A 26,388-nucleotide genomic window follows, 5' to 3' on the forward strand; every position below is an offset into this window, starting at 1 on the left:
CAACTAATACTTGTACTTTCCTTTCCAACGGTTCTTTAAAAATTCACGGTTGCTATTCTCTCTAGAATTGTTGCCGGGATTATAAAGAACCGTTTCTTTTATAGCATCGGGTAAAAATTCTTGTTCAGCAAAATTATTAGCATAATCATGCGAGTATTTGTAAGTGTCTCCATATCCTAAATCTTTCATTAATTTGGTTGGCGCATTTCTCAAATGAATGGGAACGGCTAAGTCTCCTGTTTGTTTTACCAATTGCTGTGCGGTGCCAATTGCTACATACGAAGCATTGCTTTTTGGGGAAGTAGCCAAGTAAATGGCACATTGACTTAGAATGATGCGACTTTCGGGATAGCCAATAATGGCTACTGCTTGAAATGTACTATTGGCCATTATAAAAGCCGTTGGGTTGGCATTTCCGATATCTTCGCTTGATAAGATCAACATTCTACGCGCAATAAATTTTACATCTTCACCACCTTCTATCATGCGCGCTAACCAATATACAGCCCCATTAGGGTCACTTCCACGGATGGATTTAATAAAAGCCGAAACAATATCATAATGTTGTTCGCCGGTTTTATCGTACAGTACGGTGTTTTGCTGTACTAATTCAAATACCCGATCGTTGGTAATTACCACTGTGTCTTCAGAAGAAGCGTTGATGACCAACTCAAAAATATTAAGTAATTTTCTACCATCTCCGCCAGACAAGCGAAGTAAGGCCTCTGTTTCTTTTAACTCAATTTTTTTAGAAGCTAATTCTTTGTCAGTTTTTATCGCACGATGCAACAAAGCTTCCAAATCAGACTTGCTAAACGCATTTAAAATATATACTTGACAGCGTGATAATAGTGCAGGAATCACTTCAAAACTTGGGTTTTCGGTCGTTGCTCCAATCAAAGTGATCCAGCCTTTTTCTACCGCAGCCAAAAGCGAATCTTGTTGTGATTTGCTAAAGCGGTGAATTTCATCTATAAATAAAATCGGATTTTTAGTTGTAAATAATCCGCCACTTTGTTTGGCTTTTTCAATGACATCACGAATGTCTTTTACACCCGAATTAATGGCACTCAAAATATAAAAGGGTCGTTTGGACTCTTGAGCAATAATCTGCGCTAAAGTCGTTTTTCCAGTTCCGGGTGGTCCCCAAAAAATTAAAGACGGAATTATTCCTTTGGCAATTTGCTGAGTCAAAGATCCGTTTGGTCCAACTAAATGTGATTGGCTAATGTATTCTTCTAAAGTTTGAGGTCGAATTCGTTCTGCAAGTGGTGCTTCCATCATACAAAACTACTATTTTTTTGGAGCATTTTCCAGCTGTCCATTGTATCTTTTTTAGTCTTCGAAAAAGAAGACCAAAAAAGGATGCCATTTCCATCTGGGCTAGTCAGTTTTCAAAATCAGGTTATCTGCTGTCAATACGTCGCATTTCTTTTTTGGACTTGTTTTTGTTATCTTGATGACACATTTGTTTGTATTATGAACGACGATCAATTTAAGTTTTCCAATTCAGTTATTGCCTTACCACTTTTTTTTGTGCTCGTACTTTGGGTAGTGTACTGGTTGCAAATTCGATTCGATTTTGATTTTTTCGATAACGGAATTTATCCAAGAACGTTGTCTGGTTTTCAAGGTGTTTTGTTTAGTCCGTTTATTCACTCCGACTTAAACCATTTATACAATAACTCGATTCCGCTTCTGGTCTTGCTCGCGGCCCTTCGTTATTTTTATCCCAAACAAACTTTTTCGGTTGTTGTCTTTGGTATTTTACTATCAGGAGCTTTAACATGGTTAATTGGTAGAAATAGTTACCACATTGGTGCCAGTGGATTAATTTATGTGTTGGTAAGTTTTATTTTTTTTAAAGGAATTCAAACGCGCTATTACCGATTGGTTGCCTTATCATTATCGGTTATCGTGCTGTATGGAGGAATGATTTGGTATGTTTTTCCGGAAATAGACAATTCTATTTCTTGGGAAGGTCATCTTTCTGGCTTTGTTGTAGGCTTGGCGCTGTCGTTGCTTTATGAGTTGCCTGAATATAAAAAAGCAGTCGTTTACGAATGGCAAAAGCCAGATTTCAATCCAGAGGCAGATGTTTTTATGCGTCAGTTTGATGAAGACGGTAATTTTGCCAATCTACCAAGTCCAGAAGAAGATCTAAGAGTGGAGGAGAAGCCCAAAACCTATTTTGTTTCCAATTACCAAACTAATTACGAAATAACTAAAAAAAAGTTATAGTCTCTATTTCAATCAATAAAAAAGCACGAACTTATAGTTCGTGCTTTTTGCTAATTTATTTTTAAGAATTATTTTTCACAAATTTTTATTCGTGATAATTTTCATTTTAAATACACATTTATTGCAATTATGAAATGAAAGAATTGATCCTATTATTTTCTTTGTCTAACTGCTTCATATAAAAATGCACCACAAGCAACAGAAACATTTAGAGAACCTATTGTTCCAAACATTGGTAATTTTGCTTTTTCATCTACAATTTTAAGTACCGAAGGATTGATTCCACGATCTTCAGACCCCATTATAATGGCAACTCCTTCAGTTAAATCAATGTCGTAAATACTGTCTTCCGTTCTTTCAGTAGCTGCAACAGTTTTTATTCCAGAACCCTGTAAATAAAAAACAGCATCTTTAATATGTTCTACTTTACAGATAGGAACATTAAATACGGCTCCAGCTGATGTTTTTACCGTATCACCATTTACAGGTGCAGAACCCGTTTTTTGAACGATAATTCCATTTACCCCAGTACATTCGGCCGTTCTAATAATAGCACCAAAATTACGCGCGTCAGAAAGTTGATCTAGTATAAGGAAAAGAGGTTTTTTATTTGCTTCTAAAGTAGATTCTACTAAGTCTTCTAAACTTATAAATCCGATTGGTGAAATAGTCGCTACTGCACCTTGATGGTTATTTGGAGTTAAACGATTTAGTTTTTCTACAGGAACATAAGAAAAATTAACGCTTGCGCGTTTCATCACTTTCATTAAGTCTTTCATCAATTCGCCAGAAGCTTCTTTCTGAATGAATACTTTATCTACGTCTTTTCCAGCCTGAATTGCTTCAATGATCGCTCTGATTCCAAATATTTGATGTTCTTTTTCCATGGTGCAAATATATAAAAAAAACCACCAGCTTTTAACTGGTGGTTTTTAAATTGTTTAATGATAGAAGTCAATTATCTAGTACCTCCAGCCCACCAAACTTTTTCCTTGTATACATAAGAACCGTCCCCATATATCTCTTTAACATTAGAATTCGAAGAAACGTCAGATTGACCGTACGCGAATCTTAAGGGAAAAGAATCAGGCTTTGGATTAACCATAGGGATAAAGTTTTCATTACCCATTGCTTTTAATCGTCTAATGTCATTGTAAGATTCGATACCTTCGTTTTCGTAGAAAGAAATATGTTTTTCAATCATGATTTTTTTCAATAATGCTTCGCCATTCAAAGTCCCTATAGAAGCGGTATAAGCATCTGCTTGCGCACCTGTAAATGTTACTGCTTGTTTTTTAGTGTAAGCAGCTTTTATTGCAGCATTTAATGTTGTTTGAGCTTCAGCTAATCCTAATCGTGCTTGAGCTTCAGCTTTCAAAAATAACAATTCATGATAGCTTAACATGTAAATAGGATTTTTTTCACTCATAAGAGCTGAGATGGAATAAATTCCTTGTCCCTCTACATCTGCTTTTGAGTTGTCAAAAGTCACAACTTGACCAGCGCTATTTTTGGTAAAAAATGAATTAGTACGAACGTCGGCAGTTCCGTTCGCTACCATTGTATCATAAAAGCTTTTGGCTACAGATAATGCGCCTCTATTCAATTCAAATCTTGCGAAAGGATTTGGTACACCAGCATTTACAAGTTTGAATTCGTTATCAGCATTAGTAAAAGATGCATTGACAAAATTAATTACACCTTGGTAATCTGCTTTTCTTAACGATAATCTCATAGTATATCTTGCTAATAAGCCATTCGCTGCTTTGATCCATTTAGCTGAATCTCCACCATAAATTACATCTTGGGCTCCTAAAGTTCCGTAAGTTGTAGTCTTGTTTAAATTGGCAATACCATCATTTAATCTTTTAAAGATGTCTGCGTAAATCGCTTCTTGTTTGTCTACTTTTGGCTGAAAAATAACTCCAGGTTGTCCAGCTTCGCTATAAGGAACATCTCCGAAAAGATCCGTTAGAACAGCTAAATTGTAAGCAAGTAAAATTTGAGCAACACCTAAGGTTTGATAATTTCCTTTTTCCGTACCTGTTGAGCATTTGTCAATAATAATATTTAACGTTCTCAATTGCTGGTAACTATTATCCCATCCATTGTTGTAAGTTGAGGATAATTGCGGATCAGATCTTCTAATTTGTGCATTATACATTTGGTTGTGGTTACCTGCACTTAACTCAGAGTATACGCCAGCGTAAAAAGAGGCATCAGAACCAGTGACAGTAAAGCCAGAATTAACCATTACATCCGTAATTACTAAACGGGTAGCCATATCTGTTGGATTGTTCACATTCTTATTTATGTCATCCATCTTGTCTTCAGAACAAGATTGACATAAGAATAAAGCTATTACAGCTGTTATTGTTATTGTTATATTCTTCATTTGATTTTTTTTAATTAAAATGTAAAGTTCATTCCAAAACCAATGCTCTTAGTTTGTGGCATTGACCATTGTTCAAATCCACCTGAGAAATTGTTGTTTCCTTGTGTTGCCTCTGGATCAAGATTAGGCATTTTAGACCATAATAAAATATTTCTTGCAAAAATTGAAGCTCTAAGATCTACTGTGTTATTCAATAGTTTAGGAAATTGGTACCCTAAAGTAACTTCTCTTAGTTTTACAAAACTTGCATCAAAAACTGCAGATTCTGCGATTCCATTCAATTCTCCTTGTAATGCTTGTTGTCCGTTTGGATCGGAAGCACCACCTAAAACGATATCATTAACTGTACCATCTTCTTTAACACCAGGAAACACAAATTCTGATGTTCTATCGGCTGTTCTTCCATCTACACCGTAAAAGTTCATCAAGTTATTTGAACCGCTATACATTTTCCCACCATTTTTCCAATCAACCACAGCTCCTAGTGAAACTTTTTTGTATGTTAATTGAGTTGAACCTCCTAAAGTAAATTTTGGTGCAACTTCACCTAAAACTTTTAATTCACCGTCTGCTGTAGGGAGACCGTCCGCATCTACAATAATGTTGTTTTTATCATCTCTAGCATAACCAGTACCGTATATAACAGGGAAACGATCGCCAACGCTAGCTCTAATTTGAGGGGTAGTAAATCCACCTAGAAAGATATTGTCCACACCGTCTTTTAACGAAATTACCTTTGTATCTATCTGAGAAAAGTTTACATTAAAGGTCCAGTTAAAATCTGCAGTACGTATCGGATTAACGCTTAAGGTTAATTCGTGTACATCATTGCGCATTTCTCCACCATTTGTTACCAGTTCTGCTGCCCCTGTCGAACCAGCTAGAGGAACATTGAAGATTTGATCTGTTGAATTTTGGTTAGAATAAGTATAGTCAACGCCAACTCTATTATTAAAAAACTTTAAGTCAACGCCAAGCTCGTATGATTTAGTGTTTTGAGGTTTTAAATTTGCATCATAAATTACATTATTTGGAATAAATGAACTTACACCACCCAAAGGATATTGTACTGGATTACCAGACCAGAAACCACCACTATAGTTAGCAGTTGAATAATAATTTCCTAAATAGTTTCCAGCTTGTCCAACTTGAGCAATAGATCCTCTAAGCTTAGCATACGAAAGAAATGATTTATCTTTCAATCCTTCTAGCTCTGTTACAACGAAACCTAAAGACGCTGAAGGATAAACGAAGTCTCGATTTCCTCTTGGCATATTAGATGCAATATCTTTACGAATAGTGGCGCTTAGGAAAAGCATGTTTCTAAAAGATAATTCAGCATTACTGAAAAAACCTACGGTACGTGTTTGTCTGCGATATTCCTCAGCTGTTACTGTTCTTGCATTTGTTATTGTAGGAAAACCTCCAAAATTAAAAGCAGTTCCAACTTCATCATAGTTTTTAGTATTTTGATGATTGTACTCATTTCCAGCCAAAACATTTAAGTTAAGATCGTCAGTGAGGTTTAAGTTGTAATTTAACGTAAAAAGAGAGTTAATTACATCATTAGTGGTTCCGTATAGATTAGCACTACTACTTTTTCCAGATAAATCTAGTTTGCTACCAAATTCAAAAATGTCTCTATAATTAGTTGTCCATGAATCTACTCCTGCTTGGTATTTTACAGTAAGTTTCTGAGTTCCATCTTCGCTTATTACTGGATTATACTGAATATAAGCATTTCCATACACACGATTAGTTTTTTCGCTAAATTCATTGTGCTTTGATGCCCAATAAGGGTTGTTAAATACACTTGGTCTGTAGTAGATTTGATCATAAGGATTTGATGGGTTTTCATAACCAATTCCTTTTAGGTCGTAACTTCTCGGAGCAGCAAATATTCCTACTATTGCACCATCATTTGCAGATGTACTCTTCGTTATTTTCGTTTCAACATAATTAAATGAGAATCCAGTTTTCCACTGATCGTTTAATTTAGTATCTACTGCAGCTTTAGCAGTATATCTACTCATACCTGTTTCAGGAATAATACCCTCTTGTTTTGAAGTACCTATACCGAATGAATAGTTAGTTTTCTCTGTTGCCTGAGAAATATTTAACGAGTTGTTTATTGTTATACCTGTTTTAAAAAAATCGTCAATATTGTTATATGATCCAGGATTTACCCACGGATCTAGTCCTGCTTTTGCTCTTTGAGGCACATAATATTTGCCTGGTCTTAGAAGACCACCATTTCTTACGTTGGCAATATTTCCTCCGTAAAGCGGATCATTTGGCAATTCAGAGATTTTTGGACCCCAACTTTGTGAAGAGTTAGGATTGAATAACCCACCAGAACCTTGCGCATATTCATTTTGGGTGTCAGGTTTCTTTGAAATTGTCTCAAAACTTGTCGAAGTATTAAAAGTAATCACTGGTTTTCCGCTATGAGCTAAGTTTTTACCGCTTTTTGTAGTGATTATGATTACCCCATTTGTTGCTCTCAGACCATATAATGCAGATGCTGCCTGTCCTTTCAAAACGTTAATTGATTCAATTTCGTTTGGGTCAATATCAACAGCTCTGTTGGCTATATCAGATCCTGTAACACCATTTCCAGTACTAAAATCAGGAGTTGATGCAACCGGCATTCCATCTATCACATATAAAGGTGTATTGTTCCCTGTGAATGAACGAGCTCCACGAATTATGATTTGTGAAGAGGCTCCAGGAGCACCACTTGATGGAGTTATTGCAACACCAGCTAGTTTCCCTTGTAACGCTCCAGTAAGACTATTGTTACTAGCTCTAGTAAGATCGGCTGCTTTTACTTCTTGTGTTGCATATGCAATGGCACGAGCACTTTTCTTGACACCTAAGGCAGTAACAACTACGCTTTCAAGTTCCATAGCGTCAGAGGCTAGTTTCACATTTAGTGTAGGAGATGAAGCAGTAATTTCTTTGGTTTTCATACCAATGTAAGTAAATGCCAAAACTTGGCTTTGGGTTGCTTTAATGGAATATTTTCCATCAAAATCTGATTGTGTCCCAGTTTGAGTTCCTTTAACTAGCACGCTTACGCCTGGTAAAGGCATTCCTGTGTCGTCAGAAACAATTCCTGAAACAACTCTTTCTTGCGCAAAAGTAATTTGCGCCATTAGTGCGAAAAGTAGCACTAAAAGTCCGTTGAACTTTAGTTTCATTTTTAAATTTTTTGAATTAGTCTCGCAAACTTCTTAATAATTTGTTATTTTTCCTAATTTCGTTAGGTTTTTAACATGGTTCTTTGCGTTATTTTTATTTTGAAGTAAACATCATATTTATTTACTTTTTAACAAATATCTTTTTATTGAATTTTTCGGAGAACGCAACTAGTTATAACAGAGCATTTTGTTAAATTTTTTAATTAGAAATTAGGTAGATGGTAGTTTAAACTATTTTTTTGAATTAGCGATGACGTAAATATTATGACTTGTTGAGAAAACCATTACTATATTTCTAATGTGGCGTTTTATAAAAAAAAAACCACCAGCTTTTAACTGGTGGTTTTAGTATTATAGTTCGAGACGATTATTTATCCCACCATAAAGGACTAGTTACGTTACTTACTACAGTAGCGTTACTATTGTACTGTCTTTCTTCAACAGGAGTTGGAAGTCTAACTGGAATAACTTTTGTATTCGAAGACTGGTTAGGTACCAAGGAAGGGAATCCAGTTCTTCGGTAGTCGTTAAATGGCTCCATTGTTAAGAAAAGTGCGATATATTTTTGTTGCATAATAGTAGCTAAATTAACAGTAGCAGTAGCAGCTGTTAAAAAGGCTGGTGTGACATCTGTTCCTGTAATTTTTAAAACTGAAGCAGTAACAGCTTGCTCTAATGATGACTTAGCATTTTGACCCAGTCTAAATTTAGCTTCAGCTTCAATAAACTTAGCTTCTGAATACGATACAATTCCTATTGCTGAAGTTGGAGCTGCATAAGCAGAGCCAATATAAGAAGTTGTTGTGGTGCTTTGATTGTCTGCAGCATTACCAACATAATTACCAGCACCATTTTTAGCGATAGAAAATGCTAATCTTGGATCGCTACTAGTAGTAAGGTAGTCAACAAAATATTTACCGGTTTTTAAATAGTTTGTACGATCTTCGTTGAAAGCATACCATTGGTTAAGACCATTTGCAGTGCCGGGAAAAAATGTATTTGCGTCATCATCGTTAGAGCTTATACCTGACATTGTGATGTAGTCTAACGCTTTTTGAGCTGCATTTGTATCCACTTGAGAGAGTCTTAAGGCATATCTTGCTTTTAAAACGTAAGCAATTTTAATCCACTTTTGCGTATCACCACCAAAAATAAAATCTTCATCACCTGGAACTGATGTATTGCTTGCTGCAGGTTTCTTTAGATTAAGTATAGCTGCATCTAAAATTGACTGTAATCGCTGATAGATTTCTTCTTGAGTATTATATTTTGGTGCTTTGATGCCTTCTTCTGCTCTAAATGCTTCGTCGTAAGGAACATCGCCCCACATGTCAGTAGCATATCCTAGGTTTAACGCAGTTAGCACTTGTCCAATTCCATTATAGTGTGGGTAATTTTCAGCAAAATCGCGTGACAAAATATGTCCGCTAATTAATGTTGTTCCAAAAATAGCGTTCCATTCGTTAGTTACATCATTTTCTGTAATTACATACTCTGCTATTGGCCCCATCTGTCCAACATCTGTTCCAGCCAACTGTTGTGTGAAAATGTTAGCATTTCGAATTAAGCCACTTGTATGTGTGGCAAAAGTCGAAACTTCCATAGCAGACAAAAGTAAAGATGGAGTTGTAGTTGTCGGTGAATTTGGATTTTCGTTAAAATTATCTAATTCTGTTTGACAGCTTGCAAGTAGTCCAATGCCAAGCACTGCTACAAGCATACTTTTTATATGTTTTTTCATTTTTATATATTTTAGTTTAAAAGCCTACTTTTAGGCTCATGATGAATGATTTGCTACCTGGGTTGTTAAAGTAATCTAGTCCGTTGATTCTTGAACCAGCGCCAGTTAAGCTAGTTTCTGGGTCAACACCTTTGTAATTTGTGTCCAAAAATAAGTTTCTTCCTGTAAATGCTATTTGTGCATTATTAATTGCTGGAAATCTTTTAACATTGAAATCGTAGCTCAAGGTAACATCACGTAATCTAACCCAATTAACATCAGTAACTGCTTCTTCTGCAGCTCCTCCACCATCTCCCAAATATTTTCTAAAATAGTCTTTTGCACTTATAGCAATATCATTAGGACTTCCATCTGCTTTAACGCCTTCAATAATGTAGGTACGCTCTCTATCGGCAGATTGTTCTGAAATACCGAAGTTATGTAACCTCGCTAATGTTCCGTTATAAACTGCTCCGCCACGCCTAACATCTATAAATGCAGACAATGTAATACCTTTGTAAGCAAATGTATTTCTAAATCCACCGGTCCAGTTTGGAGCAGAGTTTCCTAAGTTACCAGTTTCATCTGCAATAACAGCTAGACCGTTAGAACCTATTATTTTTTGACCATTATCGTCGCGTGCCCATTTTGTGCCGTAGAAGCTACCTAGTGGCTGACCTTTAACCGCATAGTATCCGATTGACGCAAAAGCTGATTCAACAGAAACCTCTGTTAATCCTCCAGAAATATCGATAACCTTGTTCTCGTTTTTAGCCCAATTTAAATTAATGTTCCACTGAAACGGATTCGATTTTTGAAAAATATCGTAGCCAAGTTCAACTTCAATACCTTTATTTACTAATTCTGCAGCATTTCTATAATCTGTTCCAAATCCAGATGATTGTGGTAGAGGAACATTAATCAATAGATCTTTAGAAGTTTTATGGTACAAACTAATATCTGCGGACAACCTATTGTCAATAAATTTTGTACTCAAACCAAGATCATGACCCAATACTCTTTCGGGCTTTAGGTTTTGATTTCCTAATGTACCTGAAACAGTCATTCCGTTTATTCCATCGTATGGAAAACTTAAGCCGTCGGTAAAACCGTCTGTCATAAATGGCTGAGAATAGGTACTAATTGTAGCATAAGCTCTTGGTGCAATACCTACTTCACCGTAACCATAACTTAGCTTTACATAATTGTTAAGATCAAATGTGTTAGAAGCTATCCAAGCTGCTGTTCCAGAAGGAAATATAGCACTGTTTACGTTTGTTCCATAAGTGGAAGACCACTCTTTACGAACAGTACCCGCTAGAAAAATTTGATCCTTGATATCAAATTCTACCTGAGCAAATACAGCTCTTGATATCGTATTAGCTTCATAATTGGAGGCATAAAGTTCTGTAGCGTTGCTTAAATTGTACAGTCCTCGTACAGCAAGATCTCTACCTCTAGAATATAAACTAAGATACTGAGATGAACGTAAATTAAGACCAGCAGTATAGTTGATTTGTAGCCATTCTGTTTTAAGTGGTATCAAACCAGTTGCTAATAAATCTCCGTAAAATTCTTTATTGTTGATACTGTTAAATGAAACCTCGCCAATTCCTCCTGCATTGTTCGCAGATACTGCAAATATTTGCTTGCGTGCGTCAGAATAGGCATCAATACCACCTTTTGCAGTTAGAGCCAACCACTGAGCATGCTTGTATGTAAGGTAAATGTTTCCTAAGACACGGTTAACATCACTTGTTGCAGGATTTTCATTTACAGTGAAATACGGGTTATCATAAGAGCTAAAGTAGTTTTTATTATTTCCTTCTTCATCAATGTAATCTCTTAAATCGTAGTTTGGGACAGATCTAAGCAAACTTAACATGACACCAGATACGTTACTTCCGTTTTGAACCAAAGTATTCGTTGTGCGTGTATATTGCATACTAGCTCCAGCTTTCCAACTGTCACTTAAGTTTAAGTCTCCAACGAGTCTAATTGTATTGCGTTTTAATCCTGTTTCCGGTACCATTCCTGTTTGAGACAAGTTTCCGTAAGAAGTTCTAAATGTCGCTTTCTCATTACCGCCATAGAAAGCAATATTATTATTGTGTGTAATACCTTCTTGAAAAAAATTTCCGACGTTGTCATATACAGGTATTCCTAAAGCAGCAGCAGTAGGACCCCAACTTTGAGGAGTACTTGGTGCTATCGCAGTAGCAGTTGCACTGGTGCCCTGAACGTATTTTGATTGTCTTGCAGGTAATTGACTTACTTTGTCAATAGCTAAAGATGTGCTAAAGTCAATTCCTAAGCCTCTTTGTGCTCTACCTTTTTTTGTTGTGTAAATAACTACTCCATTTCCTGCTCTTGCGCCATACAAAGCAGCGGCAGCTGGTCCTTTCAGAATTGTTACACTTTCAATATCGTTTGGATTGATGTCCAAAGCTCTGTTAGAGTTGTTAATACCAGATAAGTTTGCGTTAAACGGATTGTCACCTGCAGATGTTTGATCAGTACTATTATCAATTGGTATTCCATCGACTACAATTAGAGGATCAGTTGATCCTGTAATTGTGTTTAGGCCTCTTATAATAATTTTACTAGAGGCGCCTGGAGTTCCACCAGAACCTACAATTTGCACACCAGCAGCTTTTCCTGCTAATGCTTGAATAAGATTTTGTTCACCCGATTTCGTAATTTCGTCTCCGCTTACTTTTGATACTGCGTATCCAAGTTTTTTCTCGTCTTTTTTAATTCCAAGAGCTGTCACGACAACTCCTTCAAGCTCTACTGAGTCATCTTTTAGACTTATATTTAAATTAGTTGAATTGGCCATTATTTCCTGGCTTTTCATCCCAATATAGCTAAATATTAAGACTTGACTTGACGATGCTTTAATGGCAAATTTTCCATCAAAGTCAGTTTGTGTTCCGGTTTTAGTCCCTTTTATTAATACACTCACGCCTGGTAAGGGCATTCCTGAATTATCGGAAACGTTTCCTGATACAACTCTTTCTTGCGCAAAAGTGATTTGCGTCAAAAGTGCTAATAGTAGCACTAAGAATCCATTGAACTTTAGTTTCATATTTAAATATTTTGAATTAGTTGAATCAAAATTCTTAATTTTCTGTTAATTAACCTAATTTTTAGAAAGCTTTTTTTTTATTAACTCAAAATTTAACATTATAACAGATGTTTAAGATTGTGTTAGATAATTCAATTTTCTCGTTGCTGCTGCTGCCATTCGCTAAAGATATTTTTACGATATTACTTTTAGTTTTTAAATTAATTTCGATGCCAAAACTTTTTAGAGTTTTTTGATTTCCTTTACTCATATTTACGGTTTTATCTACGTAAACACCGAAGTCTAGTACTGAATTCAGGTAAAGGTTTGAGTTTACAATATATAAATATTCCGTAGTTATGTATGATACATAGTTTGCTTGAATACTGTTTTCTGAAAATCCTCTTATGGATTTTACACCCCCAAAGCGATAGAGTTCATTTGTTAAATAATTGTTACTTATTAACAAATAATTTAAATTTCTAAGTCCAAAGTAGTTTTTGGGATTAATTGTAAAAGTGTACGAAAAATCAGTTTTAAAGTTTTTTTGCGTACTTTTTGATTTGTTTGTTGTCCTGACGCCGTAGCCAACGTCTAAGTCTAGACTCGTATTGTTGTTTAAAAAGGAATCGTTATCTCTTTGCTTGATGTACGTATAATTTAACGAATTGAATTTGCTTTGATAGTCCTTGATTATGCTCGAGTTTATGTTTTGTATGTTGCTCGACTGCGTTGTTTGATGCTGTAGTTTTATTTTGGAATCGAGATTTATAATATAACCTACAGTTGCGGCTATTTTAGTGTTTTGAAAGGTGCTGTCTTGTGTAAAAATGTTCAATACTCCTTTGATGAGAAATGGAGTTCCGAAAACAAAAGGAATTTCCAATTGAGTGTCAAAAGTTTTCCGTTCTTTTCCATCGTTTTTCCAATACAGTGAAAACTCCTCTCCGGCGTGCATGATGTTCTCCAATTGAATATCCAAGTAGCCATTCAAGCGGAGTTTTTTATTTTCGTCTGTGTTAAATCCAATGTAACCATCGAAGTTGCTTGAATTTTTTTTTTCTAGGTAGGTGTATATTAGGGTTGAATCTTTTTTGAATAAAGCTTCTGGATGTTTTGTACTTGTGACGAAGCTTATTGCACTAAGTGTTTTGTTTATTTTTTCAATATTTTTTTTGGTATAATCTCTTCCGACAAATTTCTTAGATATAAATTTTTGGTACGCTTTAGGGAGTGTATTTGATTTTTTTGGATCTGAAAAATTGTAGGTTATAGCATTTATAATTCTTGTCTGTTCTGATTTAATTATCAATTCGGCTATGAGATAATTTTTTCTCTGCTGTATATTCTCTAGTTTAATTTTTGTAAATGGTTTTCCCAGAGCGGCCAACTCGTTGTACTTTAATTGCAAATATTGATCAATTTTTGGATACGGAACAAGTACAGTGTCGTTGATGCCTTTAGGAAACAATAATTTTATTTCCTCTTTATTTCGGACAATGTATATGTGTATATTTTTTATTTGATTATTAAGGTTGATTTTGTAATATAAAGTGTCTTTGTTCGAGGTGGGATTTAATGAGATCTCATTGTTTATGTAGCCAAGTTGAAGTAATTTGTTCGTTAATACTGTAATTTCTTGTGTTGCCGTTTGCGCGTTGAATTGAATTTTACTGTATTGTAATGAGTCAATGATTTTAGTTTCTTCCGCTGTTTTACCAGAAACAGTTAAAAAGATGCTTTGAGCTGAAATCGGAGCAGTCAGCAGGAATATAATTAAGGTTTTGAGGATTGTTTTCAAGTTCCATTTTAATTTCAATAAAAGTAGTATTTTTTTTATTTCTATTGAAATAAATAGGAATATCAAATAATTGTATTGAAAATTAATGTTTTAACGTTTGTCAAGTAAAAAATATTTTCTACATTTGCAACCCCGTAAAAAGCGGGAATTAAATATCATAATAATTTTTAGTATTAATTATGCCAACAATTCAACAATTAGTAAGAACAGGAAGAACTCAGATGACTAAGAAGAGTAAATCGGTTGCTTTAGATTCTTGTCCTCAAAGAAGAGGGGTTTGTACGCGTGTTTACACTACTACACCAAAAAAACCAAACTCTGCAATGCGTAAAGTAGCGCGTGTACGTTTGACAAATGGTAATGAAGTGAATGCTTACATCCCTGGAGAAGGACACAATCTACAAGAGCACTCGATAGTATTAGTTAGGGGTGGAAGGGTAAAAGATTTACCAGGAGTTAGATATCACATCGTTCGTGGTGCGCTTGATACATCAGGTGTAGCAGGAAGAACGCAAAGGAGATCTAAGTATGGTGCAAAACGCCCAAAAGAAGTAAAAAAGTAATTTAAAGTTTGCATCATAGATACACGATATATTGTGAGTTTATAGGTGTTTAATTTTGTTAAAACAAAGACATGAGAAAAAGAGCGGCAAAGAAAAGACCACTTTTACCAGACCCAAGGTTTAATGACCAATTAGTTACACGTTTCGTGAATAACTTAATGTGGGACGGTAAGAAATCTACAGCTTTTAAAGTATTTTATGATGCAATTGACATTATAGAGTCTAAAAAGCAAGATTCAGAAAAATCATCTTTGGAAATTTGGAAAGATGCACTTACAAACGTTATGCCTCACGTAGAAGTACGTAGCCGTAGAGTTGGTGGAGCTACATTTCAAATTCCAATGCAAATTAGACCAGATCGTAAGATTTCTATGGCAATGAAGTGGTTGATACTTTATTCTAGAAGAAGAAACGAAAAATCTATGGCACAACGTTTAGCGTCTGAGTGTTTAGCTGCGGCTAAAGAAGAAGGAGCTGCGGTTAAGAAAAGAATGGATACTCACAAAATGGCAGAAGCTAACAAAGCTTTCTCTCACTTTAGATTTTAATCGAGATGGCTAGAGATTTAAAATATACAAGAAACATTGGAATTGCGGCTCACATTGATGCAGGTAAAACTACAACAACAGAGCGTATTCTTTTCTATACAGGAAAAAACCACAAACTAGGTGAGACTCACGAAGGTTCTGCAACAATGGACTGGATGGCTCAAGAGCAGGAAAGAGGTATTACAATTACTTCTGCTGCGACGACTTGTGAATGGAATTTCCCTTCAAAACAAGGTAAAGCGTTACCGGAATCTATTCCGTATCACTTTAACATTATCGATACACCAGGACACGTTGACTTTACAGTTGAAGTGAATCGTTCGTTGCGTGTACTTGATGGTTTAGTTTTCTTGTTTAGTGCAGTTGATGGTGTAGAACCTCAATCTGAAACTAACTGGAGGCTTGCAGATCAGTACCGTGTGCCGCGTATGGGATTCGTTAACAAAATGGACCGTCAAGGATCTAACTTTTTAGCTGTTTGTCAGCAAGTTAGAGATATGTTGAAGTCTAATGCAGTTGCGATTACTTTGCCTATTGGTGATGAGCAAGATTTTAGAGGAGTTGTGGATTTAGTGAAAAATCAAGCTATTGTATGGCATGATGAAAACCATGGTGCAACTTACGACATTGTTGCTATTCCTGAAGATATGATCGAAGAGGTAAAACAATACCGTTCGGCATTAATCGAAGCAGTAGCAGATTACGATGAAAATCTTTTGGATAAGTACATGGAAGATGAAACTTCTATTACTGAAGAAGAAATCAACAATGCTTTAAGAGCAGCTACTATTGATATGGCGATTATCCCAATGCTTTGTGGATCGTCGTTTAAAAATAAGGGAGTTCAGTTTTTATTAGATGCAGTTTGTAAATACTTGCCATCTCCAATGGAGAAAGAAGGTATTTGGGGAATTCATCCTGATGATGCTGAATTGCTAGAAGAAGATCAAACGAAAATTTTACGTAAACCATCGGTTACTGAGCCATTCGCTGCTTTAGCTTTTAAAATTGCTACTGACCCTTTCGTAGGTCGTTTAGCGTTTTTTCGTGCTTATTCAGGACGTTTGGATGCAGGTTCTTATATCTTGAACACTCGTTCAGGAAACAAAGAGCGTATTTCTCGTATTTACCAAATGCATGCTAATAAGCAAAACCCAATCGATTATATCGAGGCTGGTGATATTGGTGCGGCAGTTGGATTTAAGGACATTAAGACTGGAGATACAATGTGTGATGAAAAGCATCCAATTATTCTTGAGTCAATGAAGTTTCCTGCGCCAGTTATTGGTGTTGCAATTGAGCCTAAAACTAAGGTCGATGTAGATAAAATGGGTATGGCTTTGGCTAAATTAGCTGAAGAAGATCCTACGTTTACAGTTAGAACTGATGAGGCTTCAGGGCAAACAATTATATCAGGTATGGGTGAGCTTCACTTAGATGTGCTTATTGATCGTATGAGACGTGAGTTTAAAGTTGAAGTAAATCAAGGTGAGCCTCAAGTTGAATACAAAGAAGCATTTACAAGAGCGGCACAACATAGAGAGACGTACAAGAAACAATCTGGAGGTCGTGGTAAATTCGGTGATATCGTATTTACATTAGAACCTGCTGATGAAGTAGATGGTAAAGCTCCAGTTGGATTGCAATTTGTTAATGCGGTAAAAGGTGGTAACGTTCCTAAAGAATATATCCCATCTGTTGAAAAAGGTTTTAGAGAAGCTATGAAAACGGGTCCTTTAGCTGGATACCAAGTAGATAGTTTGAAAGTAACTTTAACAGACGGATCTTTTCACCCTGTCGATTCAGATGCATTGTCTTTTGAATTAGCTGCAAGAATGGGATACAGAGAAGTGGCTAAGGCTGCAGGTGCTGTTATTCTTGAGCCTATCATGAAGATGGAAGTTATTACACCAGAAGAAAACATGGGAGATATCGTAGGTGATATCAACCGTCGTAGAGGTCAGGTTAATGACATGGGTGACAGAAATGGTGCGAAAACAATTAAAGCAGATGTGCCTTTATCTGAAATGTTTGGTTATGTAACTACATTGCGAACATTGTCATCAGGTAGAGCTACTTCTACAATGGAGTTTTCTCACTACGCAGAAACACCTTCAAATATTTCGGAAGCTGTAATTAAAAAAGCAAAAGGAAACGCTTAATCTTAAGAAAATGAGTCAAAAAATCAGAATAAAACTAAAGTCTTACGATCATATGTTGGTTGATAAATCAGCAGAGAAGATTGTAAAAACGGTAAAAACTACCGGTGCGGTTGTAACTGGACCAATTCCATTGCCAACTCACAAAAAACTGTTCACTGTTTTGCGTTCACCTCACGTAAACAAAAAAGCAAGAGAGCAGTTTGAAGTAATGTCATACAAGAGATTAATTGACATTTATTCATCTTCATCTAAAACTATCGATGCTTTAATGAAACTTGAATTGCCAAGTGGAGTTGAAGTTGAAATTAAAGTTTAAGTAAATTTAAGAGTAAAAAAAGGACGCTGCTTTTAACTAAAAAATATTTTTTTGTTTTGTGTGTAAATAAGTTATACTTTTGCACCACTAAAAAAAAATAGGATTTGGCTAAAAGCTGCGTTCTATATTTATATTTAATAATTAATAATTAATATTTATGTCTGGGTTAATTGGTAAAAAAATCGGCATGACTAGTATTTTCGACGAGAACGGGAAAAATATTCCTTGTACAGTAATCGAAGCTGGTCCTTGTGTTGTTACCCAAGTCAGAACCAAAGGTGTTGACGGGTACGAAGCGTTGCAACTTGGTTTCGATGACAAAAACGAGAAACATTCCACTAAAGCGGCTGTAGGTCACTTTAAAAAAGCTGGAACTGTAGCTAAGAAAAAAGTCATTGAATTCAAGAATTTTGCGACAGAACAAAAATTAGGAGATCTTGTAGATGTTACTATGTTTGTTGAAGGAGAATTTGTAGATATACAAGGTGTGTCTAAAGGTAAAGGTTTTCAGGGGGTTGTAAAGCGTCACGGTTTTGGTGGTGTTGGTCAAGCAACTCACGGTCAACATAACCGTTTAAGAGCACCAGGTTCTGTAGGGGCTTCATCTTATCCATCTAGAGTATTCAAAGGAATGCGTATGGCTGGACGTATGGGAGGAGTAAATGTAAACGTTCAAAACCTTAGAGTTTTAAAAGTAGTTACTGAAAAGAATCTACTTCTTGTTAAAGGATGCGTTCCTGGACATAATAACTCTTATGTAATCATTCACAAGTAATGGAAGTAAAAGTATTAGATTTCAACGGAAAAGATACTGGCAGAAAAGTTCAACTTTCTGATTCAGTATTCGCAATTGAGCCAAATAATCACGCAGTATACCTTGATGTTAAACAATATTTAGCAAATCAAAGACAAGGAACGCACAAAGCTAAAGAAAGAGCTGAAGTTGCTGGTAGTACACGTAAGATTAAAAAGCAAAAAGGAACTGGTACTGCTCGTGCGGGTAGTATTAAAAATCCATTGTTTAAAGGTGGTGGAACAATTTTCGGACCAAGACCAAGAAGCTATTCATTCAAATTGAATAAAGGCGTAAAGAGATTGGCAAGAAAATCAGCTTTCTCAATTAAAGCAAAAGAGGCGAATATCATCGTTCTTGAAGACTTTAATTTTGATGCACCAAATACTAAAAACTTCATTAACGTTTTGAAGGCTTTAGGTTTAGAGAATAAAAAATCGCTATTTGTGTTGGGAGAGTCAAATAAAAATGTATATTTGTCCTCACGCAATTTAAAGGCGTCTAATGTTGTAAGTAGTTCAGAATTAAGCACTTATGCAATATTAAATGCTAATAACTTAGTGCTTTTAGAGGGTTCTTTAGAAGGAATTGAAGAAAATTTAAGCAAATAATAGGAATATGAGTATTATTATTAGACCTATAGTAACAGAAAAAGTAACCAAAGAAAGTGAAGTTTTGAATCGCTTCGGGTTTGTTGTTGATAGAAAAGCGAACAAAATACAAATTAAGAAAGCTATTGAAGCTGCTTATGGAGTAACTATTTTGAGTGTGAATACTATTAATGTAAGACCAGATAGATCGACAAAATACACTAAAAGTGGTTTGATCAGTGGAAAGACGAATGCAATTAAGAAAGCAATTGTTCAAGTACAAGCAGGAGAAACAATTGATTTTTACAACAATATCTAAGATAGAAAAATGTCAGTAAGAAAATTAAAACCTATTACCCCAGGTCAGCGATTTAGAGTTGTGAATGGTTATGACGCCATTACAACTGATAAGCCGGAACGCTCTTTGATAGCGCCGATAAAAAACTCTGGAGGTAGAAATAGTCAAGGAAAGATGACCATGCGTTATACGGGTGGTGGTCACAAGCAGAGATATCGTATTATTGATTTCAAAAGAACTAAGGAAGGAATTCCTGCAACCGTGAAGTCTATTGAATACGATCCAAATCGTACTGCTTTTATCGCTTTGTTGGCGTATGCTGATGGAGAGAAAACATATGTTATCGCTCAAAACGGTTTAAAAGTTGGTCAGAAATTAGTTTCTGGTCCAGAAGCACAACCTGAGATTGGTAATACATTGCCTTTAAGTAGAATCCCTTTAGGAACTGTTATCTCATGTATTGAGTTGCGTCCAGGTCAAGGAGCAGTTATTGCTCGTTCGGCAGGTACATTTGCTCAGTTGATGGCAAGAGATGGTAAATACGCTACGCTTAAAATGCCGTCGGGTGAAACAAGATTGATCTTGTTAACTTGTGCTGCTACAATTGGAGCGGTTTCTAATTCAGATCACCAATTAGTAGTATCTGGTAAAGCAGGTAGAACTAGATGGTTAGGAAGAAGACCTAGAACAAGACCTGTTGCAATGAACCCTGTTGATCACCCAATGGGTGGTGGAGAAGGACGTTCTTCTGGTGGACATCCACGTTCAAGAAATGGAATACCAGCAAAAGGTTATAGAACTCGTTCTAAGAAAAACCCGAGTAACAAGTATATCGTAGAACGTAGAAAGAAATAATAAGATATGGCACGTTCATTAAAAAAAGGACCTTTTGTTCATTATAAGTTAGACAAGAAAGTTCAAGAAAACATTGCAGGTGGAAATAAGGGAGTAGTAAAGACTTGGTCTCGTGCTTCTATGATTACTCCAGACTTTGTTGGGCAAACTATCGCAGTTCATAACGGTCGTCAATTTGTACCTGTTTACGTTACAGAAAACATGGTAGGACACAAATTAGGAGAATTTTCACCAACTAGATCTTTTAGAGGTCATGCTGGAGCAAAAAATAAAGGTAAAAAATAAGAAGCAATGGGAGTTCGTAAAAGAGAAACAGCAGATGCGAGAAAAGAGGCTAATAAGTCTATTGCTTTCGCAAAATTGAATAACTGCCCTACTTCACCTAGAAAAATGCGCTTAGTAGCGGACTTGGTAAGAGGTCAGAAGGTAGAAAGAGCACTTAACATCTTAAGATTTAGTTCAAAAGAAGCTTCAAGAAAATTAGAGAAACTAGTATTATCTGCAATCAACAACTGGGAGCAGAAAAATAGTGAAGGTAATTTAGAAGAAGCTGGATTATTTATTAAGGAGATCAGAGTAGATGGTGGAATGATGTTGAAAAGACTTCGTCCAGCTCCACAAGGTCGTGCACACAGAATAAGAAAACGTTCTAATCACGTAACAATCGTGCTTGGAGCTATCAATAACGTACAAAGCAATTCTTAAGCAGCATGGGACAAAAGACAAATCCAATTGGAAATAGACTTGGTATCATCAGAGGATGGGACTCAAACTGGTATGGTGGAAATGATTACGGTGATAAATTAGCCGAAGATCACAAAATCAGAAAGTATATCCATGCTCGTTTATCAAAAGCTAGTGTATCAAAAGTAATCATCGAGAGAACTCTTAAACTTGTAACCGTTACTATCACTACTGCTAGACCTGGTATTATTATTGGAAAAGGTGGACAAGAGGTAGACAAGTTAAAAGAAGAGCTTAAGAAGATTACTGACAAAGAGGTTCAAATCAACATCTTTGAAATCAAAAGACCTGAGTTAGATGCTTATCTAGTTGCGACTAGCATCGCTCGTCAAATCGAAAGCCGTATTTCTTACAGACGTGCAATCAAAATGGCTATTGCTGCTTCTATGCGTATGAACGCGGAAGGTATCAAAGTTTTGATTTCTGGTCGTTTGAATGGTGCTGAGATGGCACGTTCTGAAGGATTCAAAGAAGGTAGAATTCCTCTATCAACTTTCAGAGCTGATATTGATTATGCACTTGCTGAGGCGCATACTACTTATGGTAGAATGGGAATCAAGGTGTGGATCATGAAAGGTGAAGTTTATGGAAAGAGAGATCTTTCTCCGCTTGCTGGAATGGACAAAAAACAATCTGGTGGTGGTAAAGGTGGAGATGCTAGAGGCAAATCTAACTTTAATAAAGGTGGAAAACCAGACGCTCGTAAACGAAAGTAATTTTTAAACTAAAGAAAAATGTTACAGCCTAAAAGAACAAAATACCGTAAGGTACAAAAAGGTAAAATGAAAGGGAACTCTAATAGAGGGCATGAACTTTCTAATGGAATGTTTGGAATTAAATCGGTACATGAAGATGGAATGTTCTTAACCTCTCGTCAAATCGAAGCTGCGCGTATTGCTGCAACTCGTTTTATGAAAAGAGAAGGACAATTATGGATCAAAATATTTCCAGACAAACCTATCACTAAGAAACCTCTTGAGGTACGTATGGGTAAAGGTAAAGGTGCAGTTGAGTATTGGGCTGCCGTTGTTAAACCCGGAAGAATTATGTTTGAAGTTGGAGGAGTACCTTTGTCAGTTGCAAAAGAGGCGTTACGTCTTGCAGCTCAAAAGCTTCCAGTAAAAACTAAGTTCGTAGTTGCTAGAGATTTCGAAGCATAATTTATATTATATTATGAAACAATCAGAAATAAAAGATCTTTCTGCAGCGGAGTTGCAAGAAAAACTTAGTCAAACTAAGAAGATATATGCTGACCTAAAAATGGCCCATGCTATTTCTCCAATTGAGAATCCGCTTCAAATTAGAAGTGTAAGACGAACAGTTGCAAGATTGGCTACAGAGCTAACTAAAAGAGAGTTACAATAATTGTATTCTGCTGAAAGATGGAAGAAAAAAGAAATTTAAGAAAAGAAAGAATTGGTGTGGTTACGTCTAACAAAATGGATAAATCTATTGTTGTTGCACAAGTAACTAAAGTAAAACACCCATTATACGGTAAGTTCGTGTTGAAAACAAAGAAATTTGTAGCACATGACGAAACAAACGACTGTAACATTGGAGATACTGTGAGAATTAGCGAAACGCGTCCTTTAAGTAAATCAAAATGTTGGAGATTAGTTGAAATCCTAGAAAGAGCTAAATAATTATGGTACAACAAGAATCAAGACTTAAAGTAGCAGATAACACGGGAGCAAAGGAAGTTTTAACTATCCGTGTTTTAGGAGGTACCAAAAGAAGGTATGCTTCTGTTGGTGATAAGATTGTAGTTTCTATCAAAGATGCAACTCCGAACGGGAACGTAAAAAAAGGAGCTGTTTCAACTGCAGTTGTTGTACGTACCAAAAAAGAAGTGAGAAGAGCCGATGGTTCTTATATCCGTTTCGATGACAATGCATGTGTTCTTTTGAATGCTGCAGGGGAAATGAGAGGAACTCGTGTTTTTGGTCCGGTAGCAAGAGAACTTCGTGAAAGACAATTCATGAAAATTGTATCATTAGCACCAGAAGTGCTTTAATTCGTTTTAAGATGATAAAGCTAAAAATAAAATCAGGAGACATTGTAAGAGTAATTGCTGGAGACCATAAAGGTTCTGAAGGTAAAGTTTTACGTGTGTACCGTGAAAAAAACAAAGCGATAGTTGAAGGTGTAAACATGGTTTCGAAACATACAAAACCAAGTGCAAAAAGCCCTCAAGGTGGTATCGTTAAGAAAGAAGCTTCTATACAAATTTCAAATATCTCTTTAATTGACCCTAAGTCAAAAGAGACTACAAGAGTTGGAATTAGAGTAGAAGGAGATAAGAAAGTAAGATTTTCAAAAAAATCTAATCAAGTACTATAGTAATGGCATATATACCTAGACTAAAAGAAGAATATAAGAGTAGAGTTATCTCTGCTCTTAAAGAGGAATTCGGTTACACAAACGTGATGCAAGTTCCAAAGCTTGAAAAAATCGTTTTGAGTAAAGGAGTTGGTGCAGCTGTATCTGATAAAAAACTGATTGACTATGCAGTTGATGAGTTAACAAAGATCACTGGACAAAGAGCGGTCTCTACTATCTCAAAGAAAGACGTTGCGTCTTTTAAATTGAGAAAAGGGATGCCGATTGGAGCAAAAGTTACTTTGCGTGGAGAAAGAATGTATGAGTTTTTAGATAGACTTATTACTTCAGCTTTACCACGTGTAAGAGATTTTGGTGGTATTAAAGCTACTGGATTTGATGGTAGAGGTAACTACAACCTTGGAGTTTTAGAGCAAATCATTTTCCCAGAAATTGATATTGATAAAGTTAACAAAATTTCAGGAATGGATATTACTTTTGTTACTACTGCTCAAACAGACAAAGAAGCAAAGTCGTTATTGACTGAATTAGGTTTACCTTTTAAAAAGAATTAAGACATGGCTAAAGAATCAATGAAAGCCCGCGAGGTGAAGAGAGAAAAAACGGTAGCGAAGTTTGCTGAGAAAAGAAAAGCTTTGAAAGAAGCTGGAGATTTCGAAGGTTTACAAAAATTACCAAAAAATGCTTCACCAGTTCGTTTACACAATCGTTGTAAATTAACGGGTAGACCAAGAGGTTATATGCGTCAGTTTGGTCTTTCGCGTGTAACTTTCCGTGAAATGGCTAACAACGGTTTAATACCAGGAGTTAAAAAAGCCAGCTGGTAGAATAAGAATTATAAATTGGTCTAAGGTTCGGTAGAAATAGTTTTTACCGAAAACCAAGATCGTAAATTAATACAAATGTATACAGATCCAATTGCAGATTATTTGACGAGAGTTCGTAACGCTGTGGCTGCAAACCACAAAGTTGTTGAAATTCCGGCATCTAATCTAAAAAAAGAAATAACTAAGATCTTATTTGATCAAGGTTATATTTTAAGTTACAAATTTGAAGACAACGCTGTTCAGGGTTCAATCAAAATCGCTTTAAAGTACGATAAAGATACTAAAGAGCCAGTAATTAAAGATATCCAAAGAATTAGTAAACCAGGTTTGCGTAAGTATGCAGGTGCTACTAAATTACCTCGTATCCTTAACGGATTAGGTATTGCTATTGTTTCTACGTCAAAAGGTTTGATGACTGGAAAACAAGCTAAGCAATTACATGTTGGTGGTGAAGTAATTTGTTACGTATACTAATCATAAAGACTATATAAGATGTCAAGAATAGGTAAAAATCCAATTGTAATCCCTGCTGGAGTAACTGTAGAAGTTAAGGAAGGTATCATTACAGTAAAAGGAAAATTGGGTCAACTGACACAGGAGTTTTCGGACAGTACTGTAGTAGTTGAAGGTGATCAAGTGCAAGTAAGCAGATCATCTGATCATAAAGACCAAAGAGCAAAACACGGACTTTACAGATCATTAATCAATAACATGATTATTGGTGTAAACGAAGGGTTCACTAAATCGTTAGAATTGGTTGGAGTTGGATATAGAGCTTCAAATCAAGGTCAAAAGTTAGATTTAGCTCTTGGATATTCTCACAATATTATTTTAGAGATTGCTCAAGAGGTAACTTTAGAAACAATATCTGAAAAAGGTAAAAACCCTATCGTAAAACTAACATCTTACGATAAACAACTTTTAGGTCAAGTAGCTGCGAAAATTAGAGGTTTCCGTAAGCCAGAACCGTACAAAGGTAAAGGGGTTAAGTTTGTGGGTGAAGTATTAAGAAGAAAAGCAGGTAAATCAGCTTAAAAAATAAGATTATGTCATTAACAAAATCTGATAGAAGACAGAGAATTAAATTCAGAATTAGAAAAACGATTAGCGGTTCTGCTGCTAAACCAAGACTATCTGTATTTAGAAGTAATAAAGAAATTTACGCACAACTTATTGATGATGTAAATGGAATTACTATATTAGCTGCCTCTTCAAGAGAAAAAGAAATTGGAAAAGGTACGAATGTTGAAATTGCAGCTGCTGTTGGAAAACTAGTTGCAGAAAAAGCATTAAAAGCTGGGGTTGAAACGGTAACTTTCGATAGAGGAGGATACTTATACCACGGTCGTATTAAATCATTAGCAGACGGCGCAAGAGCAGCTGGACTTAAATTCTAATATATTATGTCTAAATACAAAAATGTAGAATTGGTAAAACCTAGCGGTCTTGAACTTAAAGATCGTCTGGTAAGTGTGAATCGTGTTACTAAAGTTACAAAAGGGGGTAGAGCTTTCGGTTTTTCTGCTATTGTAGTTGTAGGTGATGAAAACGGTGTTGTTGGACATGGATTAGGAAAATCTAAAGATGTTTCTGAAGCAATTGCGAAAGCAGTAGAAGATGCTAAGAAAAATTTAGTTAGAATTCCTTTGAATGGACATTCAGTTCCTCACGAACAAAAAGGTAAATTTAGTGGAGCGCGTGTATTTTTAATTCCTGCGTCTCACGGTACAGGAGTTATTGCTGGTGGATCTGTTCGTGCAGTTCTTGAATCAGTAGGGATACACGACGTATTGTCTAAATCTCAAGGATCATCAAATCCTCATAACGTAGTAAAAGCAACTTTTGATGCTTTGTTACAAATGAGAAGTGCTTACACTGTTGCAAAACAAAGAGGCGTTTCTTTAGAAAAAGTTTTTAAAGGTTAA

The 26,388-nt window shown here is 35.8% G+C and carries 30 protein-coding genes; 23 read left to right on the forward strand and 7 right to left on the reverse strand.

The genetic code is table 11. From position 1 onward, the window contains the following. Nucleotides 1–3: 3 nt before the first annotated feature. Nucleotides 4–1,281: a replication-associated recombination protein A gene (locus AP058_RS16030; RefSeq protein WP_066313191.1), complete on the reverse strand. Its 1,278-nt coding sequence runs from the start codon at nucleotides 1,279–1,281 to the stop codon at nucleotides 4–6. 198 nt (nucleotides 1,282–1,479) lie between these two features. Here AP058_RS16030 and AP058_RS16035 point away from each other — a divergent pair, with 198 nt between their 5' ends. Further along, nucleotides 1,480–2,241 (forward strand): rhomboid family intramembrane serine protease, encoded by a 762-nt coding sequence (locus tag AP058_RS16035; protein WP_066313194.1) that lies wholly within the window; start codon nucleotides 1,480–1,482, stop codon nucleotides 2,239–2,241. Between the two features lie 152 nt (nucleotides 2,242–2,393). On the opposite strand, the gene rlmB is transcribed toward AP058_RS16035, so the two are convergent. The 6 genes from rlmB to AP058_RS16065 form a co-directional block, all read right to left on the reverse strand. Beyond that, nucleotides 2,394–3,128 (reverse strand): 23S rRNA (guanosine(2251)-2'-O)-methyltransferase RlmB, encoded by a 735-nt coding sequence (rlmB, locus tag AP058_RS16040; protein WP_066313202.1) that lies wholly within the window; start codon nucleotides 3,126–3,128, stop codon nucleotides 2,394–2,396. A 71-nt stretch (nucleotides 3,129–3,199) separates the two neighbouring features. Further along, nucleotides 3,200–4,636, reverse strand: coding sequence for a SusD/RagB family nutrient-binding outer membrane lipoprotein (locus AP058_RS16045; protein WP_066313204.1), 1,437 nt, complete (start codon nucleotides 4,634–4,636; stop codon nucleotides 3,200–3,202). A gap of 14 nt (nucleotides 4,637–4,650) precedes the next feature. Then, nucleotides 4,651–7,839, reverse strand: coding sequence for a SusC/RagA family TonB-linked outer membrane protein (locus AP058_RS16050; RefSeq protein WP_066313205.1), 3,189 nt, complete (start codon nucleotides 7,837–7,839; stop codon nucleotides 4,651–4,653). Between the two features lie 367 nt (nucleotides 7,840–8,206). Continuing rightward, nucleotides 8,207–9,580 carry a SusD/RagB family nutrient-binding outer membrane lipoprotein gene (locus tag AP058_RS16055; RefSeq protein ID WP_066313206.1) on the reverse strand — a complete coding sequence of 458 codons (1,374 nt, stop codon included), beginning with the start codon at nucleotides 9,578–9,580 and terminating at the stop codon, nucleotides 8,207–8,209. A gap of 16 nt (nucleotides 9,581–9,596) precedes the next feature. Then, nucleotides 9,597–12,647 carry a SusC/RagA family TonB-linked outer membrane protein gene (locus AP058_RS16060; RefSeq protein WP_066313208.1) on the reverse strand — a complete coding sequence of 1,017 codons (3,051 nt, stop codon included), beginning with the start codon at nucleotides 12,645–12,647 and terminating at the stop codon, nucleotides 9,597–9,599. 85 nt (nucleotides 12,648–12,732) lie between these two features. After that, on the reverse strand, nucleotides 12,733–14,427 hold the full coding sequence (locus AP058_RS16065) for a hypothetical protein (protein ID WP_066313570.1): 1,695 nt from the start codon (nucleotides 14,425–14,427) through the stop codon (nucleotides 12,733–12,735). A 179-nt stretch (nucleotides 14,428–14,606) separates the two neighbouring features. Between AP058_RS16065 and rpsL the strand changes: the two genes are divergently transcribed. The 22 genes from rpsL to rpsE all read left to right on the forward strand — a co-directional run bounded on the left by rpsL (nucleotide 14,607) and on the right by rpsE (nucleotide 26,388). Continuing rightward, on the forward strand, nucleotides 14,607–14,990 hold the full coding sequence (rpsL, locus tag AP058_RS16070) for a 30S ribosomal protein S12 (RefSeq protein WP_066313210.1): 384 nt from the start codon (nucleotides 14,607–14,609) through the stop codon (nucleotides 14,988–14,990). A 71-nt stretch (nucleotides 14,991–15,061) separates the two neighbouring features. Further along, nucleotides 15,062–15,538: a 30S ribosomal protein S7 gene (rpsG, locus tag AP058_RS16075; RefSeq protein WP_007803600.1), complete on the forward strand. Its 477-nt coding sequence runs from the start codon at nucleotides 15,062–15,064 to the stop codon at nucleotides 15,536–15,538. A gap of 5 nt (nucleotides 15,539–15,543) precedes the next feature. After that, a complete protein-coding gene (fusA, locus tag AP058_RS16080; protein ID WP_066313217.1) occupies nucleotides 15,544–17,700 on the forward strand; it encodes an elongation factor G in 2,157 nt (718 codons plus the stop codon). A gap of 10 nt (nucleotides 17,701–17,710) precedes the next feature. Next, nucleotides 17,711–18,016, forward strand: a complete 306-nt coding sequence (gene rpsJ, locus AP058_RS16085) for a 30S ribosomal protein S10 (protein ID WP_007803605.1) — start codon at nucleotides 17,711–17,713, stop codon at nucleotides 18,014–18,016. Nucleotides 18,017–18,173: 157 nt separating this feature from the next. Continuing rightward, on the forward strand, nucleotides 18,174–18,791 hold the full coding sequence (rplC, locus tag AP058_RS16090; protein ID WP_066313221.1) for a 50S ribosomal protein L3: 618 nt from the start codon (nucleotides 18,174–18,176) through the stop codon (nucleotides 18,789–18,791). Then, a complete protein-coding gene (gene rplD / locus AP058_RS16095; protein ID WP_066313223.1) occupies nucleotides 18,791–19,420 on the forward strand; it encodes a 50S ribosomal protein L4 in 630 nt (209 codons plus the stop codon). Before rplC ends, rplD begins: the two co-directional genes overlap by 1 nt. A gap of 7 nt (nucleotides 19,421–19,427) precedes the next feature. Next, on the forward strand, nucleotides 19,428–19,718 hold the full coding sequence (rplW, locus tag AP058_RS16100; protein ID WP_066313225.1) for a 50S ribosomal protein L23: 291 nt from the start codon (nucleotides 19,428–19,430) through the stop codon (nucleotides 19,716–19,718). Between the two features lie 9 nt (nucleotides 19,719–19,727). Continuing rightward, on the forward strand, nucleotides 19,728–20,552 hold the full coding sequence (gene rplB, locus AP058_RS16105; RefSeq protein WP_066313226.1) for a 50S ribosomal protein L2: 825 nt from the start codon (nucleotides 19,728–19,730) through the stop codon (nucleotides 20,550–20,552). Between the two features lie 6 nt (nucleotides 20,553–20,558). Further along, nucleotides 20,559–20,837 (forward strand): 30S ribosomal protein S19, encoded by a 279-nt coding sequence (gene rpsS / locus AP058_RS16110; protein WP_007136562.1) that lies wholly within the window; start codon nucleotides 20,559–20,561, stop codon nucleotides 20,835–20,837. A 6-nt stretch (nucleotides 20,838–20,843) separates the two neighbouring features. Next, nucleotides 20,844–21,257, forward strand: coding sequence for a 50S ribosomal protein L22 (rplV, locus tag AP058_RS16115; protein WP_066313228.1), 414 nt, complete (start codon nucleotides 20,844–20,846; stop codon nucleotides 21,255–21,257). Nucleotides 21,258–21,262: 5 nt separating this feature from the next. Further along, nucleotides 21,263–22,012, forward strand: a complete 750-nt coding sequence (gene rpsC, locus AP058_RS16120; RefSeq protein WP_066313231.1) for a 30S ribosomal protein S3 — start codon at nucleotides 21,263–21,265, stop codon at nucleotides 22,010–22,012. 18 nt (nucleotides 22,013–22,030) lie between these two features. Continuing rightward, nucleotides 22,031–22,456, forward strand: a complete 426-nt coding sequence (gene rplP / locus AP058_RS16125; protein WP_066313233.1) for a 50S ribosomal protein L16 — start codon at nucleotides 22,031–22,033, stop codon at nucleotides 22,454–22,456. A gap of 13 nt (nucleotides 22,457–22,469) precedes the next feature. Beyond that, nucleotides 22,470–22,661, forward strand: a complete 192-nt coding sequence (gene rpmC, locus AP058_RS16130) for a 50S ribosomal protein L29 (RefSeq protein WP_007803639.1) — start codon at nucleotides 22,470–22,472, stop codon at nucleotides 22,659–22,661. 17 nt (nucleotides 22,662–22,678) lie between these two features. After that, nucleotides 22,679–22,939 (forward strand): 30S ribosomal protein S17, encoded by a 261-nt coding sequence (gene rpsQ / locus AP058_RS16135; protein ID WP_026706247.1) that lies wholly within the window; start codon nucleotides 22,679–22,681, stop codon nucleotides 22,937–22,939. Nucleotides 22,940–22,941: 2 nt separating this feature from the next. Next, nucleotides 22,942–23,310, forward strand: a complete 369-nt coding sequence (gene rplN, locus AP058_RS16140) for a 50S ribosomal protein L14 (RefSeq protein ID WP_066313234.1) — start codon at nucleotides 22,942–22,944, stop codon at nucleotides 23,308–23,310. An 11-nt stretch (nucleotides 23,311–23,321) separates the two neighbouring features. Beyond that, entirely contained in the window at nucleotides 23,322–23,636 is a 315-nt protein-coding gene (gene rplX / locus AP058_RS16145; RefSeq protein WP_066313237.1) for a 50S ribosomal protein L24, read from the forward strand. 2 nt (nucleotides 23,637–23,638) lie between these two features. Then, nucleotides 23,639–24,190: a 50S ribosomal protein L5 gene (rplE, locus tag AP058_RS16150; protein ID WP_066313239.1), complete on the forward strand. Its 552-nt coding sequence runs from the start codon at nucleotides 23,639–23,641 to the stop codon at nucleotides 24,188–24,190. Between the two features lie 3 nt (nucleotides 24,191–24,193). Beyond that, nucleotides 24,194–24,463 (forward strand): 30S ribosomal protein S14, encoded by a 270-nt coding sequence (gene rpsN / locus AP058_RS16155; RefSeq protein ID WP_066313241.1) that lies wholly within the window; start codon nucleotides 24,194–24,196, stop codon nucleotides 24,461–24,463. A 75-nt stretch (nucleotides 24,464–24,538) separates the two neighbouring features. Continuing rightward, the gene (gene rpsH, locus AP058_RS16160; protein WP_066313243.1) at nucleotides 24,539–24,937 is read left to right on the forward strand and encodes a 30S ribosomal protein S8; all 399 of its coding nucleotides are present in this window, start codon (nucleotides 24,539–24,541) and stop codon (nucleotides 24,935–24,937) included. 18 nt (nucleotides 24,938–24,955) lie between these two features. Beyond that, nucleotides 24,956–25,498, forward strand: coding sequence for a 50S ribosomal protein L6 (gene rplF, locus AP058_RS16165; RefSeq protein WP_066313244.1), 543 nt, complete (start codon nucleotides 24,956–24,958; stop codon nucleotides 25,496–25,498). 11 nt (nucleotides 25,499–25,509) lie between these two features. Beyond that, the gene (gene rplR / locus AP058_RS16170; RefSeq protein WP_066313247.1) at nucleotides 25,510–25,860 is read left to right on the forward strand and encodes a 50S ribosomal protein L18; all 351 of its coding nucleotides are present in this window, start codon (nucleotides 25,510–25,512) and stop codon (nucleotides 25,858–25,860) included. Nucleotides 25,861–25,863: 3 nt separating this feature from the next. Then, on the forward strand, nucleotides 25,864–26,388 hold the full coding sequence (rpsE, locus tag AP058_RS16175; RefSeq protein WP_157492750.1) for a 30S ribosomal protein S5: 525 nt from the start codon (nucleotides 25,864–25,866) through the stop codon (nucleotides 26,386–26,388).

The sequence above is a fragment of the Flavobacterium sp. TAB 87 genome, assembly GCF_001529295.1.
Classification (GTDB): Bacteria; Bacteroidota; Bacteroidia; order Flavobacteriales; family Flavobacteriaceae; genus Flavobacterium.